Source organism: Streptomyces durhamensis, assembly GCF_000725475.1.
Taxonomy (GTDB): domain Bacteria; phylum Actinomycetota; class Actinomycetes; order Streptomycetales; family Streptomycetaceae; genus Streptomyces; species Streptomyces filipinensis.
The window spans coordinates 96,516-112,378 of the sequence record NZ_JNXR01000014.1; the positions used below are offsets into that span (position 1 = coordinate 96,516).

The following is a 15,863-nucleotide window of genomic DNA, read 5'->3' on the forward strand; positions in this document are numbered from 1 at the left end:
ACTGCATCAGCTCCACAACAGCAGTCGCAGCGATCGGGCTGCCGTATCAACCGCTCAGTTGATCGGGCGGCCGAGACCCGGCCGCCAGAGTTGCACCAGAGTTGCAAGGGACGCCTCGGCGTCCCTTCTTTCTTTCCCCCGCGCATTCTTTCACCTTCTTTAACGTACGGTGTGCCCTGCATGTTCAATGGCGAAACCGCGCGGTTGCGAGGGTTCATGGAGTGAGATAGCGGCGCCCGGTAGAGTCCGGCGGCGTGCACCTCAAGGCCCTGACCCTCCGCGGCTTCAAGTCGTTCGCCTCGGCGACCACGCTCCGGTTCGAACCGGGCATCACCTGTGTCGTCGGACCGAACGGCTCGGGCAAGTCCAACGTGGTGGACGCGCTCAGCTGGGTCATGGGCGAGCAGGGCGCCAAGTCGCTGCGCGGCGGCAAGATGGAGGACGTCATCTTCGCCGGCACCACCGGCCGTCCGCCGCTGGGCCGCGCCGAGGTGTCCCTGACCATCGACAACTCCGACGGCGCGCTGCCCATCGAGTACGCCGAGGTCACCATCACGCGGATCATGTTCCGCAACGGCGGCAGCGAGTACCAGATCAACGGCGACACCTGCCGCCTCCTCGACATCCAGGAACTCCTCTCCGACTCCGGCATCGGCCGCGAGATGCACGTCATCGTCGGGCAGGGCCAGCTCGACTCCGTCCTGCACGCGGACCCGACGGGCCGCCGCGCCTTCATCGAAGAGGCCGCGGGCGTCCTCAAGCACCGCAAGCGCAAGGAGAAGGCGCTGCGCAAGCTGGACGCGATGCAGGCCAACCTCGCGCGCGTGCAGGATCTGACGGACGAACTGCGCCGCCAGCTCAAACCCCTGGGCCGGCAGGCGGCGGTGGCCCGCCGGGCCGCCGTCATCCAGGCCGACCTCCGGGACGCACGCCTGCGCCTGCTCGCCGACGACCTGGTACGGCTGCGCGAAGCCCTCACGGCCGAGGTCGCCGACGAGGCGGCCCTGAAGGAGCGCAAGGAGACGGCCGAGCAGGAGCTGAAGAGGGCCCTGCACCGCGAGGGCCTGCTGGAGGACGAGGTACGGCAGCTCACGCCGCGCCTCCAGCGCGCCCAGCAGACCTGGTACGAACTGTCCCAGCTGGCCGAACGTGTGCGCGGCACCGTCTCGCTGGCCGACGCCCGGGTGACGAGCGCCACATCGGCGCCCCCCGAGGAGCGGCGCGGCCGCGACCCGGAGGACCTGGAGCGCGAGGCCGCCCGCATCCGCGAGCAGGAGGCCGAGCTGGAGGCGGCCCTGGAGGCGGCCCAGCACGCCCTCGACGACACCGTCGCCCACCGGGCCGAACTGGAACGGGAGCTGGCGGTCGAGGAACGCCGGCTGAAGGACGTGGCCCGGGCCATCGCCGACCGCCGCGAGGGCCTGGCCCGGCTGTCCGGGCAGGTCAACGCGGCCCGCTCCCGCGCGGCCTCCGCCCAGGCCGAGATCGACCGCCTGGCCACCGCCCGCGACGAGGCGCAGGAACGTGCCGTCGGGGCCCAGGAGGAGTACGAGGCGCTCAAGGCCGAGGTCGACGGCCTCGACGCGGACGACGCCGACCTGGCCGAGCGGCACGAGGCGGCCAAACGGCAGCTCGCCGAGGCCGAGGCCGCCCTGAGCGCGGCCCGCGAGGCGCTCACCGCGGCCGAGCGCGGCCGCGCCGCGACCCAGGCCCGTCACGAGGCCCTGGCCCTGGGCCTGCGCCGCAAGGACGGCACCGGAATACTGCTCGCCGCCCGCGACCGGCTCACCGGAGTCCTCGGCCCGGCGGCGGAGCTGCTGACGGTCACGCCCGGCCACGAGGTCGCGCTGGCCGCGGCTTTCGGCGCGGCGGCGGACGCGATCGCCGTGACGACTCCGGCATCGGCGGCGGAGGCGATCAGACTCCTGCGCAAGCAGGACGGCGGCCGGGCGGCACTGTTGCTGGCGGGGCCCGTGGAGACGACGTCCGGGGCAGCGCCCCACCGGGGCGCGGAGGCCGGCGCGGCAGGCCAGGACGCACCCACGGCCGCCGAACCGGCTCCCACGGCGCCCCCCGGTGGGCGCTTCGCCGCGGACCTGGTCCGCGGCCCCGCCGAACTCCTCCCCGCCGTCCGCCGCCTCCTGCGGAAGATCGTGGTCGTCGGCACCCTGGAGGACGCCGAGGACCTCGTCTACGCGCACCCGGAACTGACCGCCGTCACCGCGGAGGGCGACCTCCTGGGCGCCCACTTCGCGCACGGCGGATCGGCCGGCGCCCCCAGCCTGCTGGAGGTGCAGGCCTCCGTCGACGAGGCCGCGGCCGAGCTGGCCGGACTGGCGGTGCGCTGCGCCGACCTGGCCGAGGCACAGCAGACCGCGGCCGTGCGCCGCGGCCAGGCCGCGGCGCACGTCGAGGAACTGGGGGAGCGCCGCCGCGCAGCCGACCGGGAGAAGTCGGCCGTGGCCCAGCAGCTGGGGCGGCTCGCCGGACAGGCGCGGGGCGCCGCCGGGGAGGCCGAGCGGTCGGCCGCGGCGGCGGCGCGCGCGCAAGAGGCGCTGGAGAAGGCCGTACAGGAGGCCGAGGAGCTGGCCGAGCGGCTCGCGGTCGCCGAGGAGATGCCGGTCGAGGAGGAGCCGGACACCTCCGTGCGGGACCGGCTCGCCGCCGACGGCGCCAACGCCCGCCAGACCGAGATGGAGGCCCGCCTCCAGGTCCGTACCCACGAGGAACGGGTCAAGGGGCTCGCCGGACGGGCGGACTCCCTGGACCGGGCGGCGCGCGCGGAACGCGAGGCACGCGCGCGTGCCGAGCAGCGCAGCGCCCGGCTGCGGCACGAGGCCGCCGTCGCCGGGGCCGTCGCCGCCGGTGCCCGGCAGCTGCTCGCGCACATCGAGGTGTCCCTCGCCCGCGCCGAACAGGAACGCGCCGCCGCCGAGGCCGCCAAGGCCCGGCGCGAGCAGGAGCTGACCGCCGCGCGCACCGCCGGACGCGAACTGAAGGCCGAACTCGACAAGTTGACGGATTCGGTGCACCGCGGCGAGGTACTCGGCGCCGAGAAACGGCTGCGGATCGAGCAGCTGGAGACCAAGGCGCTGGAGGAACTGGGTGTCGAGCCGGCGGGACTGGTGGCGGAGTACGGTCCGCACCAGCCCGTGCCGCCCTCGCCCGCCGCCGACGGCGAGCAGCTGCCCGACGACCCGGATCACCCGCGCAACCAGCCGCGTCCGTTCGTGCGGGCCGAGCAGGAGAAACGGCTCAAGGCGGCCGAGCGGGCGTACCAGCAGCTGGGCAAGGTCAATCCGCTGGCACTGGAGGAGTTCGCGGCGCTGGAGGAGCGGCACAAGTTCCTCAGCGAGCAGCTGGAGGACCTGAAGAAGACGCGGGCCGACCTGCTGCAGGTGGTGAAGGAGGTCGACGAGCGCGTCGAACAGGTCTTCACCGAGGCCTACCGGGACACGGCCCGGGAGTTCGAGGGCGTCTTCAGCCGGCTGTTCCCCGGCGGCGAGGGACGGCTCGTCCTCACCGACCCCGACAACATGCTCACCACGGGTGTGGACGTCGAGGCGCGCCCGCCGGGCAAGAAGGTCAAGCGGCTCTCCCTGCTCTCCGGCGGTGAGCGTTCGCTCACGGCCGTCGCGCTGCTGGTGTCGATCTTCAAGGCCCGGCCTAGCCCGTTCTACGTCATGGACGAGGTCGAGGCGGCGCTGGACGACACCAACCTGCAGCGGCTGATCCGGATCATGCAGGAGCTGCAGGAGGCCTCGCAGCTGATCGTGATCACGCACCAGAAGCGCACGATGGAGGTCGCCGACGCGCTCTACGGCGTCTCCATGCAGGGCGACGGCGTGTCCAAGGTCATCTCCCAGCGCCTCCGCTGACGTATGCGGAATCCCGAACAAGATCAACTGACTCGGTGTTCACTTCTTGAACGCTGAGTGGCTTGGTGTATCTCAAAACTCACAGCAGCTGAACTATTGACTTCGAAACTTGAAGGCATAGTCTCTGCAACGTTGCTTTTACCTTCAGGTGTGAGCGGCGTGTCCCTATGCGCCACTGGATACCTGGATGGGATCACCCCCACCCGCGGCAGCGCTGCCGTGGCCCGAGGAGATTTACGTGACCAGCACAGCGCAGGCACCTCAGTCAGGAGCCGGTACGGCTCATCCCGAACATCTCGGGCACGTCATCTTCATCGCGGCAGCCGCCGCGATGGGCGGTTTCCTCTTCGGCTACGACAGTTCCGTGATCAACGGCGCGGTCGAGGCCATCCGCGGCAAGTACGACATCGGCTCCGCGGCCCTCGCCCAGGTCATCGCGATCGCCCTGATCGGCTGTGCCGTCGGCGCCGCCACGGCCGGCCGCATAGCCGACCGGATCGGCCGCATCCGCTGTATGCAGATCGCCGCCGTCCTGTTCACGATCAGCGCCGTCGGCTCCGCGCTGCCCTTCGCGCTGTGGGACCTCGCCTTCTGGCGCGTCGTCGGCGGTTTCGCCATCGGCATGGCCTCCGTCATCGGCCCGGCCTACATCGCCGAGGTCGCCCCGCCCGCCTACCGCGGCCGTCTCGGCTCCTTCCAGCAGGCCGCGATCGTCGTCGGCATCGCCATCTCCCAGCTGGTCAACTGGGGTTTGCTGAACGCGGCCGGCGGCGACCAGCGCGGCCACCTGATGGGCCTGGAGGCCTGGCAGGTCATGCTCGGCGTCATGGTCATCCCGGCCGTCCTGTACGGTCTGCTCTCCTTCGCGATCCCCGAGTCCCCGCGCTTCCTGCTCTCCGTCGGCAAGCGTGAGCGCGCCAAGGAGATCCTCGCCGAGGTCGAGGGCGAGGGCGTCGACCTGGACGCGCGCGTCGCCGAGATCGAGCACGCCATGACGAGCGAGCACAAGTCCGCCTTCAAGGACCTGCTCGGTGGTGGCTTCTTCTTCAAGCCGATCGTCTGGGTCGGTATCGGCCTGTCGGTCTTCCAGCAGTTCGTCGGCATCAACGTCGCGTTCTACTACTCCTCGACGCTGTGGCAGTCGGTCGGTGTCGACCCGACGGACTCGTTCTTCTACTCCTTCACGACGTCGATCATCAACATCGTCGGCACCGTGATCGCGATGATCTTCGTGGACCGCGTCGGCCGCAAGCCGCTCGCCCTCATCGGCTCGGTCGGCATGGCCGTCGGTCTCGCGCTGGAGGCCTGGGCCTTCAGCTACCACCTGGTCGACGGCAAGCTCCCGAGCACCCAGGGCTGGACCGCCCTGATCGCCGCGCACATCTTCGTCCTCTTCTTCGCCCTGTCCTGGGGCGTGGTGGTCTGGGTCTTCCTCGGCGAGATGTTCCCGAACAAGATCCGCGCCGCCGCCCTCGGCGTGGCCGCCTCCGCGCAGTGGATCGCCAACTGGGCCATCACCGCGAGCTTCCCGTCGCTGGCCGACTGGAACCTTTCCGGCACCTACGTGATCTACACGGTCTTCGCCGCGCTCTCCATCCCGTTCGTCCTGAAGTTCGTCAAGGAGACGAAGGGCAAGGCGCTGGAGGAGATGGGCTGACCCGCACGGACAGCCCCCCGAGACCGAGGAGAAGGGGCCCAAGACCCCGCTGCCCCTCTCCTCGTACCCCCCGCCGCCCCCGCACCGGCCACTGCCCGGTCCGGGGGCGGCGGTTTTCCGCCCGGCCCGGCGGCCACCTCTTCTAGGGTGTCCGCCATGCATACGAAGATCGAAAAGCCGGTCCTGGCCGCGGGACTCGCCGTCGCGCTCGCGGTGTCCGCGACGGCCTGCGGCGGCCACGGACAGGGGGGCGGCCCGGCGGGGAAGTCCGGTGCCGGGCCGGCTTCGCGGCTGTCGTCGAGCCGCGGCCTGGGGAACATCGTCGTCGGCGGCAGAGCGGTCACCGGATCCGAACCCTCGGGCATCGCCAAGGTCCCCTACCGGCGCACCTACACGGACGGCGCGCTCTACGCCCCGGTCACGGGGTACCGGTCCATGGCCTTCTACCGGACCGGACTGGAGGCCGTCTACGACGACGTCCTGTCCGCCGGGCTGAAGTCCGGCGGCCCGTCGGGCGACGTCGTGACGACCATCCGCCCCGGCGTACAGAAAGCGGCGTTCGACGCACTCGGCGACCGCGAGGGGGCGGCCGTCGCCCTCGACACCCGGACCGGGAAGCTGCTCGCCCTGGTGAGCACGCCGTCCTACGACCCGGGGACGTTCAGCGGCAACACCCTCCGGGACGAGACGGCCTGGAAGACCCTGATCAGACAGAAGCCCGACCCCCTGCTCAACCGCGCCCTGCGCCTGACCGCCGCCCCCGGGGCGACGTTCCACGTCGTGGTCGCCGCCGCCGCTCTGGAACGGGGGCTGTACACAGGCGTGGACGACGCCACGAAGAGTCCCCTGACGTTCGCCCTGCCCGGCACGGCGGACACCGTGACCGGCGACGACCCGCGGTGCGAGAACGCGACCATCCGTACGGCTCTGCGGTACTCCTGCGCCAACGTCTTCGCCAGGATGTCGCTCGACGTGGGCCGGTCCGCGCTCCGCTCGACGGCCGAGAAGCTCGGCTTCAACGACGAGAAGTTGCTGACCCCCCTCCGGGCGAACGAGAGCGCCTATCCCACTCAGGCGCTGTCGGGGGCGCAGCTGGCCCGGACGGGCGACGGGGGCGGGGGCGTCGCCGCCACCCCCGTGGAGATGGCGCGGATCACGGCGTCCCTCGCCGACGGCGGCCGGCTCGTGACCCCACGCCTGGTGGACCGGGTGGAGAAGGCGGACGGCCGCACGGAGCGGCCCGGGGCGTCGGGCGACCGGTCCGGGCAGGCCGTCTCCCGCCGCACGGCGCAGGCACTGCGGTCCGTCCTGACGGCCACGGCGGTCCGGGGCGGCGACGATGCCGGGTCCTGGCTCACCACGTGCGTACGACAGGCCGACGGCGGGACCGTCAGCATCGCCGTCTACGTGAGGCGGTCCGGCGGGGACGGCGCTCAGCGAGCGGAGCAGGTCGCCGGGCGGATCGCCGGGGCGCTGTCCTGACCGCGTCCGGCGTCAGCCGAGCCGCGGCACCACGCGCTCCGCGAACAGCCTGAGGCTCCGCCACCCCTCCTCCACCGGCATCCCGCCCGCCAGCGGATGCAGGACGAGACTGTCCAGGCCCTGGGCCACGCACTGCTCCGGCGTGAGGATGCGGTACACGCCCTCCGCCCGCAGCTCCTCCACCGTCGAGGCCGCCGACCGCACCGCCGAGCGGATCTGCCCCGACTGCCAGGAGGCGTACGTCCGGGCCTCGTGCAGGAAGTGCTCACCGTAGTGCGCCCACGCCCGGTCCGGGTCCTCGGCGACGTGCAGCAGGGGAGTCTCCTCGGCGGGCATCATCACCCAGCCCTCGGTGCCGTACTCGGTGAGCTTCTCCTTGTAGTACGCCTCCAGCTCCGGCAGATGCGCGCTCGGGAAGAACGGCAGGCCGAGCCGGGCGGCCCGGCGGGCGGCGGCCTTCGAGGAGCCGCCGACCAGGAGGAGGGGGTGCGGATCGGTGCACGGGCGCGGGGTGAGCCGTACCGTACGGCCCCGGTACGTGAACTCCTCGCCGGTCCACGCCTTCAGCAGCGTCTCCAGGAGCTCGTCCTGCAGCCGGCCCCGGCGCTTCCAGTCGACGTCGAACAGCGCGTACTCCTCGGGCCGGTAGCCGATCCCGGCCACCGTCACCAGCCGCCCGCCGCTCAGCAGGTCCAGTACGGCGATCTCCTCGGCCAGCCGCAGCGGGTCGTGCAGCGGCCCGATCACCGCCGACACGGTCACCGCGATCCGGCGGGTCGCCCCGAACACCGCGCCCGCGAAGGCGAACGGCGAAGGCAGCCAGTTGTTCGCGGCACCGTGGTGCTCCTCGGTCTGCACGGTGCTGATCCCGTGCTCGTCCGCGTACCCGGTCATCTCCAGGGCGGCCCGGTAGCGGGCCGAGAGGGCTGCGGGGGCGGCGCCGGGGGCGACGAGATTGAAACGGACGACCGTGACGGGCATGGGAAGTCCCCCTCCGGTGCGATGCGGTGGAGGGGGACGGTAGCTGACGTGGCGTCAGATTTCCATGGAGGGGCGGGAGGCAGGCTCGCGGCATGACCGAAGCCGTACCCACGGACCCGCGGGCGGAGGCCGACCGGGGACGGGTCGCGCTGTGGCTCGACCCGGACGACCTGCGCCGGCCGGCCCGGCACTGCTGCTGCCCGGCCGACGCCGAGGAGGAGGCGACGGACCGCTGCGCCCGCCTCCGCTTCCCGGCGGGCGCGGCCCTGCACGAGAACGGTCTGTCCGGCTGACGCCGCTCGCTCAGACGGCGGCGGGGGCCTTCTCCTCGGCGGACTCCGCGGCCCGCGCGGGGGTGACGACCGCCGGCTTCGGCAGGACGGTGTACAGCAGGCCCGAGATCACGATCGTGGCCACCCAGCCGAGGCCGTACTCGCCGATCACGTTGTTCTTCGCGAGCGGGCCGGTGAACCAGTCCGAGGTCGTGAACATCAGGCCGGAGACCAGGCCGATCGCCCAGGCGGCGACGGCCGAGGGGGCGAAGCCGCCCTTGTACCAGTAAGCGCTGGTGCGGGTCGTGTCCGACATGGCCCGGCCGTCGTACTCGGTGCGGCGCAGCATGTCCGCGCCGAACACGCCGACCCACGCGGAGAAGGCGACCGCGAGCAGCGAGAGGAAGGCGATGAACGAGCCCATGAAGCTCGTCGCCACCAGCATCAGCACACCGCCGAAGATCAGCGAGATCACCGCGTTCACCGAGACCGCCCAGTGCCGCGGCACCTTGAAGCCCAGGGTCTGCGCGGTGAAGCCCGCCGAGTACATCGACATCGAGTTGATCAGCAGCATGCCGATCAGCGCGATGCACAGGTACGGCACCGCGATCCACGTCGGCAGGATCTCGCCGAGGAAGGACACCGGGTCGGTGGCCGAGGCCAGGTCCGGCGTGGACACCGCCATCACCGCGCCCATGAGGACCATGGGCAGGACGACGACGCCCGCGCCGCCGACCGCCGTGCCCACGATCGCCTTCGAGGACGCCGTGCGCGGCAGGTAGCGGGTGAAGTCCGGCGCGGACGGGATCCAGCTGACACCGCCCGCCGCGATCATGCCGACACCGGTGATCACCGCGGCCGTCGAGCCGCCACCGTGGTGCAGCACCTTCGACCAGTCGGTGTTCGCCACCAGGTAGACCAGGACCAGCACCGAGAAGACGCCGAAGAAATAGGTCGCGTACTTGTTGCACTTCTGCACGGCGTTGATGCCGAGCCCGGAGATCGCGAAGGTCGAAACGACGAACACCAGCAGCATCACCATGTCCAGCACACTGTTCGCCTTCAGGCCGAACACGATGTCCAGGATGGTGAGCATGGCGTAGGCGCCGGTCACCGCGTTGATCGTCTCCCAGCCCCAGCGGGCGACCCAGATCAGCGAACCGGGCAGCAGGTTGCCGCGCTGGCCGAACACCGCCCGCGACAGCGCCATGCCGGGCGCGCCGCCCCGCTTGCCGGCGATGCCGATCAGTCCGACCAGGCCGTACGACACGACCGGTGCGGCCACCGCGACGACGAGCGCCTGCCAGATGTCCAGGTGGTACGCCACGACGAGGCTCGCGCCCATGGTCAGCAGCAGCACGCTGATGTTGGCGCCGACCCAGGTGGGGAACAGCTCACGGGTCTTCGCGGTGCGCTCGTGATCCGGGACCTGCTCGATGCCACGGGTCTCGAGAGCGCCCTCGGTCTCGACGGTTTTACTCATGGAAAAGGGGCCAGACGTGGGGGGACAGGGAACGCTCGGGACTCTACGCGCGTCAACCGAGCCGCCACCATCGTACTTTGCTCCGACTCCTCGCTTTAAGTGGTGTTTGTCTCTCAGAGGAAGCCACAAACAGCCTCTCGCGGTCACCCATGGCCGATACTGGACGAGTTATGGAAACCGTCATCCTTGCTGTAGTCATCGCCGTGGTCGTGCTCGGCGCGCTCGGCGGGCTGATCGTGGGCAGCCGGCGCCGGAAGCCGCTGCCTCCGCCGCCCCCCAGGACGCCCGACATCACCGCGCCCCCGGCCGAGCCGCACGTCGGCGACGAGGCCGAGACGCCGCGCGACGAACCGCGCCGGACGATCGAGGAGGTGGATCTCCCGGGCGGCCCCGCGGTCGTCGTCGAGGAGCCTCCGAGTGGCCCCGCCGTCGAGGTTCCCGAACTCGAGATCCCGGAGCCCACCGCGGGCCGGCTGGTCCGGCTGCGCGCCCGTCTGTCCCGCTCCCAGAACGCCCTCGGCAAGGGCCTGCTCACGCTGCTCTCGCGTGAGCATCTGGACGACGAGACCTGGGAGGAGATCGAGGACACGCTCCTCACCGCCGACGTGGGCGTGCAGCCCACCCAGGAACTGGTCGAGGGGCTGCGCGAGCGCGTGAAGGTCCTCGGCACCCGCACCCCCGAGGAACTGCGCGGTCTGCTCCGCGAGGAGCTGCTCAAGCTGGTCGGCACCGACGTCGACCGCACGGTCAAGACCGAGCCCGAGGACCGCAAGCCCGGCATCGTGATGGTCGTCGGCGTCAACGGCACCGGCAAGACCACCACCACCGGCAAGCTCGCCCGGGTGCTCGTGGCCGACGGCCGGACCGTCGTCCTCGGCGCCGCCGACACCTTCCGGGCCGCCGCCGCCGACCAGCTGCAGACCTGGGGCGAGCGGGTCGGCGCCTACACCGTGCGCGGGCCCGAGGCCGGCGACCCCGCCTCCGTGGCCTTCGACGCGGTCAAGGAGGGCAAGGAGATGGGGGTCGACGTCGTCCTCATCGACACCGCCGGCCGCCTGCACACCAAGACCGGCCTCATGGACGAGCTCGGCAAGGTCAAGCGGGTCGTGGAGAAGCACGCGCCGCTGGACGAGGTGCTGCTCGTGCTGGACGCCACCACCGGGCAGAACGGCCTGGTGCAGGCCCGCGTCTTCGCCGAGGTCGTGGACATCACCGGCATCGTGCTGACCAAGCTGGACGGTACCGCCAAGGGCGGCATCGTCGTCGCGGTCCAGCGCGAGCTGGGCGTGCCGGTCAAGCTGGTCGGACTCGGCGAGGGCGCGGACGATCTCGCGCCGTTCGAGCCGGAGGCGTTCGTGGACGCGCTGATCGGTGACTGAGCGGTTACCGCATCCGGTGGCCGACGAGAAGCGCCCGTCCCAAGCAGGGGGGACGGGCGCTTCGCCTTGCCGGCGCGGGTTACGCCCGCGCCCGTGACCGGTGCGCCACGTACGCCAGCGTCCCCAGCAGCAGCCGGCCCGCCGGCGGCCTGGTCGCCGAGTCCAGCGCGGGCGGGCGCAGCCAGCGCACCGGGCCCAGCCCGCCCCGGTCGGAGGGCGGCGCCGTGATGGACGCACCGGGCCCGAGGCCGCGCAGGTCCAGGGCCGAGGGGTCGTCCCAGCCCATGCGGTAGAGCAGCCGGGGGAGCTCGGCGGCGGCGCCGGGCGCGACGAAGAAGTGGGCACGGCCGTCCGGGGTCGCGGTCACCGGTCCGAGGGGGAGGCCCATGCGCTCCAGGCGGACCAGGGCGCGGCGGCCGGCGGCCTCGGAGACCTCGATGGTGTCGAAAGCCCGGCCCACCGGCAGCATCACCGAGGCGCCCGGGAACTCCGACCAGGCCTTGCTCACCTCGTCCAGCGTGGCCCCGGCCGGTACCTGCGGTGCGAAGTCCAGCGGATGCGCGCCCGGCGCCGGGCAGTCGGAGCGCCCGCACGAGCAGACGCCCGCCGCGGCCCGCGCGCCCGGCACCACGTCCCAGCCCCACAGCCCGGTGAACTCGGCGACCGTGGTGCAATCCGACGAACGGCCGCGCCGGCGCGTGCCGGAGCGGATCTCGCGAATGCCGCCGATCGTGAAGCCCATGCCCCCTCCAACGGGTCCGGCGCGCCGGTGGTTACGCCACGGAACGAGACGGAAGCGGAACGTAACACTACGGCTCCGCCTTCCCGCGCCGGCGCCAGGGCAAAGCGGCGCCTTGGGGTGAAACGGGGTGGTGCCCGGAGGGCTGTGCGCCCCCGCGTGCTTCACTCCGCCCACTTCCGGCCGTCCTATGTCAAGTGAATCGCGTGCGAGCGGTCGTGAGTTCATTCGAAGGGGTGGCGAATGGTGGCGTTTCCGGGATCCGTGTGGCTGAGCGGGTGATCGTAGGATTACTGTGAGTGTGCGAGTCCGGGAGGCATATGCAGAGATGGGTATGCCGGAGGCGAGTCGTCAGCTCGTTCGAAGAGTGAGAACCTCCGGACGGGAAGCCGTATTTACCGGCATTCTGATAGGGCTTGGCGCGCGGCGGTCTCCCTCCGGGGTGACCGAGGGTCGCAACGACGACAAGTGGTCTCAGGGATGGGGGCGTTCCAGTGAGCGGCAACGGCGGTAGCGGCACGAACGCTGACAAGCGCCCCAACGAGCTGCTCGGATCGTGGTTCGTGCGCAGCGGCTGGTCCAAGGGCGAGCTGGCCCGCCAGGTGAACCGCCGGGCCCGTCAGCTCGGCGCCAACCACATCTCCACCGACACCTCGCGCGTGCGCCGCTGGCTGGACGGCGAGAACCCGCGCGAGCCGATCCCGCGGATCCTCTCGGAGCTGTTCTCGGAGCGCTTCGGCTGTGTCGTGTCCATCGAGGACCTCGGCCTGCGCGCCGCCCGCCAGTCACCCTCCGCGTCCGGGGTCGACCTGCCCTGGACCGCCCCGCAGACCGTCGCCCTGCTCAGCGAGTTCTCGCGCAGCGACCTGATGCTCGCCCGGCGCGGCTTCCTCGGCACCTCCCTGGCGCTGTCCGCCGGCCCGTCCCTCATCGAGCCCATGCAGCGCTGGCTCGTGCCCACCCCCGCCTCCCCGGTCCCGCCCGGGCCCGAGCCGGTCCTCGACTCCCGCAGGCCCGGCCGGCTGTCCAAGCCCGAACTGGACCTGCTGGAGTCCACCACGCGGATGTTCCGGCAGTGGGACGCCCAGTGCGGCGGCGGTCTGCGCCGCAAGGCGGTCGTCGGCCAGCTGCACGAGGTCACCGACCTGCTCCAGGAACCCCAGCCCGAGGCCACCACCCGCAAGCTCTTCAAGGTCGCCGCCGAGCTCGCCGAACTGGCGGGCTGGATGAGCTACGACGTGGGTCTGCAGCCCACCGCGCAGAAGTACTTCGTCCTCGCCCTGCACGCGGCCAAGGAGGCCGGCGACAAGCCGCTCGGCTCGTACATCCTCTCCAGCATGAGCCGCCAGATGATCCATCTCGGCCGGCCCGACGACGCCCTGGAACTGATCCACCTCGCCCAGTACGGCAGCCGCGACTGCGCCAGCCCGCGCACCCAGTCCATGCTGTATGCGATGGAGGCCCGCGCCTACGCCAACATGGGCCAGCCTGGCAAGACCAAGCGGGCGGTGCGCATGGCCGAGCACACCTTCGCCGAGGCCGACGAGTGGGACGAGCCGGATCCCGACTGGATCCGCTTCTTCTCCGAGGCCGAGCTCCACGGTGAGAACTCCCACTCCTTCCGCGACCTCGCCTACGTCGCCGGACGCAGCCCCGCCTACGCCTCCCTCGCCGAGCCGCTGATGCAGCGGGCCGTGGAGCTGTTCGCCAAGGACAGCGAGCACCAGCGGTCGTACGCGCTCAACCTGATCGGGATGGCCACCGTGCACCTGCTCCGGCGCGAGCCCGAACAGAGCACGGCCTATGCCTCGCAGGCGATGGCGATCGCCAGGAAGGTCCGCTCCGAGCGGGTGAACACCCGTATCCGAAAGACGGTCGACACGGCCGTACGGGACTTCGGCGAGCTCGCCGCCGTGGTCGACCTCACCGACCAGCTCGCCGTAGACCTGCCGGAGACCGCCGAAGCGGTCTGACACCTCCGGCACCGTGCCCCGGCCGCGGCCGGTCCTCCCGAACTGCCCGACTCGGCTCCCCCGCGCCAGGTCATCGGAGAGGCCCGCCGCGGCCGGCCCTGTCTTCAAGGGCACGCTCCGGAGCAGGTTGCGTCACGATAACGATCGGCGAACCTGGAATCCGGCGGTTCATTCAGGCGTAACAAGCAGGCCGCCCTTGTCACCCCGGCGAAACAACGAGGGGCTTCCACCGAAACCGCGCTGCGTCAGTCTCATGGCCCATAACCGGCCCGCCCCACCACCCGCCGGACCGCTCAGGCACCGCCCGCACGGGGCCGTACCAACCGACGAGGAGACGCCGATGGCCCCAGCCATCACGCTTGCCGCGGAGGCACCCAAGCTGTCTGCCGCGAACACAGGCTTCATGCTCATCTGTTCCGCTCTGGTGCTGATCATGACCCCGGGCCTGGCCTTCTTCTACGGAGGCATGGTCCGTGTCAAGAGCACCCTCAACATGCTGATGATGAGCTTCATCAGCATGGGCATCGTCACCATCCTCTGGGTGCTCTACGGCTTCTCCCTCGCCTTCGGTGAGAACAACAGCCTCATCGGCTGGAACTCCGACTGGTTCGGGCTCAGCCACATCGGCCTGACGGATCTCTGGCCCGGATACACCATCCCGGTCTTCGTCTTCATGGTCTTCCAGATGATGTTCGCGATCATCACCCCGGCCCTGATCAGCGGCGCCCTCGCGGACCGCGTGAAGTTCTCGGCCTGGGCGCTCTTCGTCGCCCTGTGGGTCACGATCGTCTACGTCCCGGTCGCCCACTGGGTCTGGGGCGCCGACGGCTGGGCCTTCAAGCTCGGTGTGATCGACTTCGCGGGTGGTACGGCGGTCCACATCAACGCGGGTGCGGCGGCGCTCGGTGTCATCCTCGTCATCGGCAAGCGCGTCGGCTTCAAGAAGGACCCGATGCGCCCGCACAGCCTCCCGCTGGTCATGCTCGGCGCGGGCCTGCTGTGGTTCGGCTGGTTCGGCTTCAACGCGGGCTCCTGGCTCGGCAACGACGACGGCGTCGGCGCGCTGATGTTCGTCAACACGCAGGTCGCCACCGGTGCCGCCATGCTGGCCTGGCTCGCCTACGAGAAGATCCGGCACGGCGCGTTCACCACGCTGGGCGCCGCCTCCGGCGCGGTCGCCGGCCTGGTCGCGATCACCCCCTCGGGTGGCGCGGTCTCCCCGCTCGGCGCGATCGCCGTCGGCGCCATCGCCGGTGTCGCCTGCGCTGCGGCCGTGGGCCTGAAGTTCCGGTTCGGCTACGACGACTCCCTGGACGTCGTCGGCGTGCACATGGTCGGCGGCATCATCGGCTCCCTGCTCATCGGCTTCTTCGCCACCGGCAAGGGCCAGTCCACCGCCACGGGCGTCTTCTACGGCGACCACACGTGGACCCAGCTGTGGAAGCAGTGCGCCGGTGTCGGCGCGGTCCTCGCCTACTCCCTGGTCGTCTCCGCGGTCCTCGCCTTCCTGCTGGACAAGACGATCGGGATGCGGGTCAGCGAGGACGAGGAGATCTCCGGCATCGACCAGGCCGAGCACGCCGAGAGCGCCTACGACTTCAGCGGCACCGGCGGCGGTGTCCTCGGTTCCGCCGCCCACGCCCCGGCCCTGGCCACCCCGCAGAGCAAGAAGGTGGACGCATGAAGCTCATCACCGCCGTCGTCAAGCCCCACCGGCTCGACGAGATCAAGGAGGCCCTGCAGGCCTTCGGCGTCCACGGACTGACGGTCACCGAGGCCAGCGGTTACGGTCGGCAGCGGGGCCACACCGAGGTCTACCGCGGTGCCGAGTACACCGTCGACCTCGTCCCCAAGATCCGCATCGAGGTGCTGGCCGAGGACGACGACGCCGAGCAGCTGGTCGAGGTCATCGTCAAGGCGGCCCGCACCGGCAAGATCGGTGACGGCAAGGTCTGGTCCGTGCCGGTCGAGACGGCCGTACGGGTCCGCACCGGCGAGCGCGGTCCGGACGCGCTCTGA

General features: G+C 71.3%; 11 protein-coding genes. 8 read left to right on the forward strand and 3 right to left on the reverse strand.

Annotated features, from left to right (window positions below):
- Positions 1 to 254 precede the first annotated feature (254 nt).
- From smc to IO33_RS44355, 3 genes are all read left to right on the forward strand, one after another.
- Positions 255 to 3,878: a chromosome segregation protein SMC gene (smc, locus tag IO33_RS0121195; RefSeq protein WP_031167292.1), complete on the forward strand. Its 3,624-nt coding sequence runs from the start codon at positions 255 to 257 to the stop codon at positions 3,876 to 3,878.
- Between the two features lie 238 nt (positions 3,879 to 4,116).
- Complete coding sequence (locus tag IO33_RS0121200; protein ID WP_031167294.1) at positions 4,117 to 5,535, forward strand: sugar porter family MFS transporter; 1,419 nt, start codon at positions 4,117 to 4,119, stop codon at positions 5,533 to 5,535.
- 156 nt (positions 5,536 to 5,691) lie between these two features.
- A complete protein-coding gene (locus IO33_RS44355) occupies positions 5,692 to 7,017 on the forward strand; it encodes a penicillin-binding transpeptidase domain-containing protein (RefSeq protein ID WP_078963821.1) in 1,326 nt (441 codons plus the stop codon).
- 12 nt (positions 7,018 to 7,029) lie between these two features.
- Here IO33_RS44355 and IO33_RS0121210 read toward each other — a convergent pair whose 3' ends face one another.
- On the reverse strand, positions 7,030 to 7,998 hold the full coding sequence (locus IO33_RS0121210; protein WP_031167298.1) for an LLM class flavin-dependent oxidoreductase: 969 nt from the start codon (positions 7,996 to 7,998) through the stop codon (positions 7,030 to 7,032).
- A 92-nt stretch (positions 7,999 to 8,090) separates the two neighbouring features.
- On the opposite strand from IO33_RS0121210, the gene IO33_RS0121215 reads away from it, so the two are divergent.
- The gene (locus IO33_RS0121215) at positions 8,091 to 8,291 is read left to right on the forward strand and encodes a hypothetical protein (RefSeq protein ID WP_031167300.1); all 201 of its coding nucleotides are present in this window, start codon (positions 8,091 to 8,093) and stop codon (positions 8,289 to 8,291) included.
- A 10-nt stretch (positions 8,292 to 8,301) separates the two neighbouring features.
- Here the strand turns inward: IO33_RS0121215 and IO33_RS0121220 are convergent, their stop codons facing one another.
- A complete protein-coding gene (locus IO33_RS0121220; protein WP_031167303.1) occupies positions 8,302 to 9,753 on the reverse strand; it encodes a cytosine permease in 1,452 nt (483 codons plus the stop codon).
- A 170-nt stretch (positions 9,754 to 9,923) separates the two neighbouring features.
- On the opposite strand from IO33_RS0121220, the gene ftsY reads away from it, so the two are divergent.
- The gene (gene ftsY, locus IO33_RS0121225) at positions 9,924 to 11,132 is read left to right on the forward strand and encodes a signal recognition particle-docking protein FtsY (protein ID WP_031167305.1); all 1,209 of its coding nucleotides are present in this window, start codon (positions 9,924 to 9,926) and stop codon (positions 11,130 to 11,132) included.
- A gap of 79 nt (positions 11,133 to 11,211) precedes the next feature.
- On the opposite strand, the gene IO33_RS0121230 is transcribed toward ftsY, so the two are convergent.
- Entirely contained in the window at positions 11,212 to 11,874 is a 663-nt protein-coding gene (locus IO33_RS0121230) for a bifunctional DNA primase/polymerase (RefSeq protein WP_031167307.1), read from the reverse strand.
- A gap of 491 nt (positions 11,875 to 12,365) precedes the next feature.
- Between IO33_RS0121230 and nsdA the strand changes: the two genes are divergently transcribed.
- From nsdA to IO33_RS0121245, 3 genes are all read left to right on the forward strand, one after another.
- Entirely contained in the window at positions 12,366 to 13,844 is a 1,479-nt protein-coding gene (gene nsdA / locus IO33_RS0121235) for a transcriptional repressor NsdA (protein WP_031167309.1), read from the forward strand.
- A 340-nt stretch (positions 13,845 to 14,184) separates the two neighbouring features.
- The gene (locus IO33_RS0121240; RefSeq protein WP_031167311.1) at positions 14,185 to 15,528 is read left to right on the forward strand and encodes an ammonium transporter; all 1,344 of its coding nucleotides are present in this window, start codon (positions 14,185 to 14,187) and stop codon (positions 15,526 to 15,528) included.
- On the forward strand, positions 15,525 to 15,863 hold the full coding sequence (locus tag IO33_RS0121245) for a P-II family nitrogen regulator (protein ID WP_031167312.1): 339 nt from the start codon (positions 15,525 to 15,527) through the stop codon (positions 15,861 to 15,863). The genes IO33_RS0121240 and IO33_RS0121245 overlap by 4 nt, the downstream gene beginning before the upstream one ends.

What these genes read in the sequence shown, in the direction of transcription:
- IO33_RS44355 (WP_078963821.1), top strand. Translation starts at nt 5,692, where the DNA reads ATGCATACGAAGATCGAAAAGCCGGTCCTGGCCGCGGGACTCGCCGTC.
- IO33_RS0121210 (WP_031167298.1), bottom strand. Translation starts at nt 7,998, where the DNA reads ATGCCCGTCACGGTCGTCCGTTTCAATCTCGTCGCCCCCGGCGCCGCC.
- IO33_RS0121215 (WP_031167300.1), top strand. Translation starts at nt 8,091, where the DNA reads ATGACCGAAGCCGTACCCACGGACCCGCGGGCGGAGGCCGACCGGGGA.
- IO33_RS0121220 (WP_031167303.1), bottom strand. Translation starts at nt 9,753, where the DNA reads ATGAGTAAAACCGTCGAGACCGAGGGCGCTCTCGAGACCCGTGGCATC.
- ftsY (WP_031167305.1), top strand. Translation starts at nt 9,924, where the DNA reads ATGGAAACCGTCATCCTTGCTGTAGTCATCGCCGTGGTCGTGCTCGGC.
- IO33_RS0121230 (WP_031167307.1), bottom strand. Translation starts at nt 11,874, where the DNA reads ATGGGCTTCACGATCGGCGGCATTCGCGAGATCCGCTCCGGCACGCGC.
- IO33_RS0121240 (WP_031167311.1), top strand. Translation starts at nt 14,185, where the DNA reads ATGGCCCCAGCCATCACGCTTGCCGCGGAGGCACCCAAGCTGTCTGCC.
- IO33_RS0121245 (WP_031167312.1), top strand. Translation starts at nt 15,525, where the DNA reads ATGAAGCTCATCACCGCCGTCGTCAAGCCCCACCGGCTCGACGAGATC.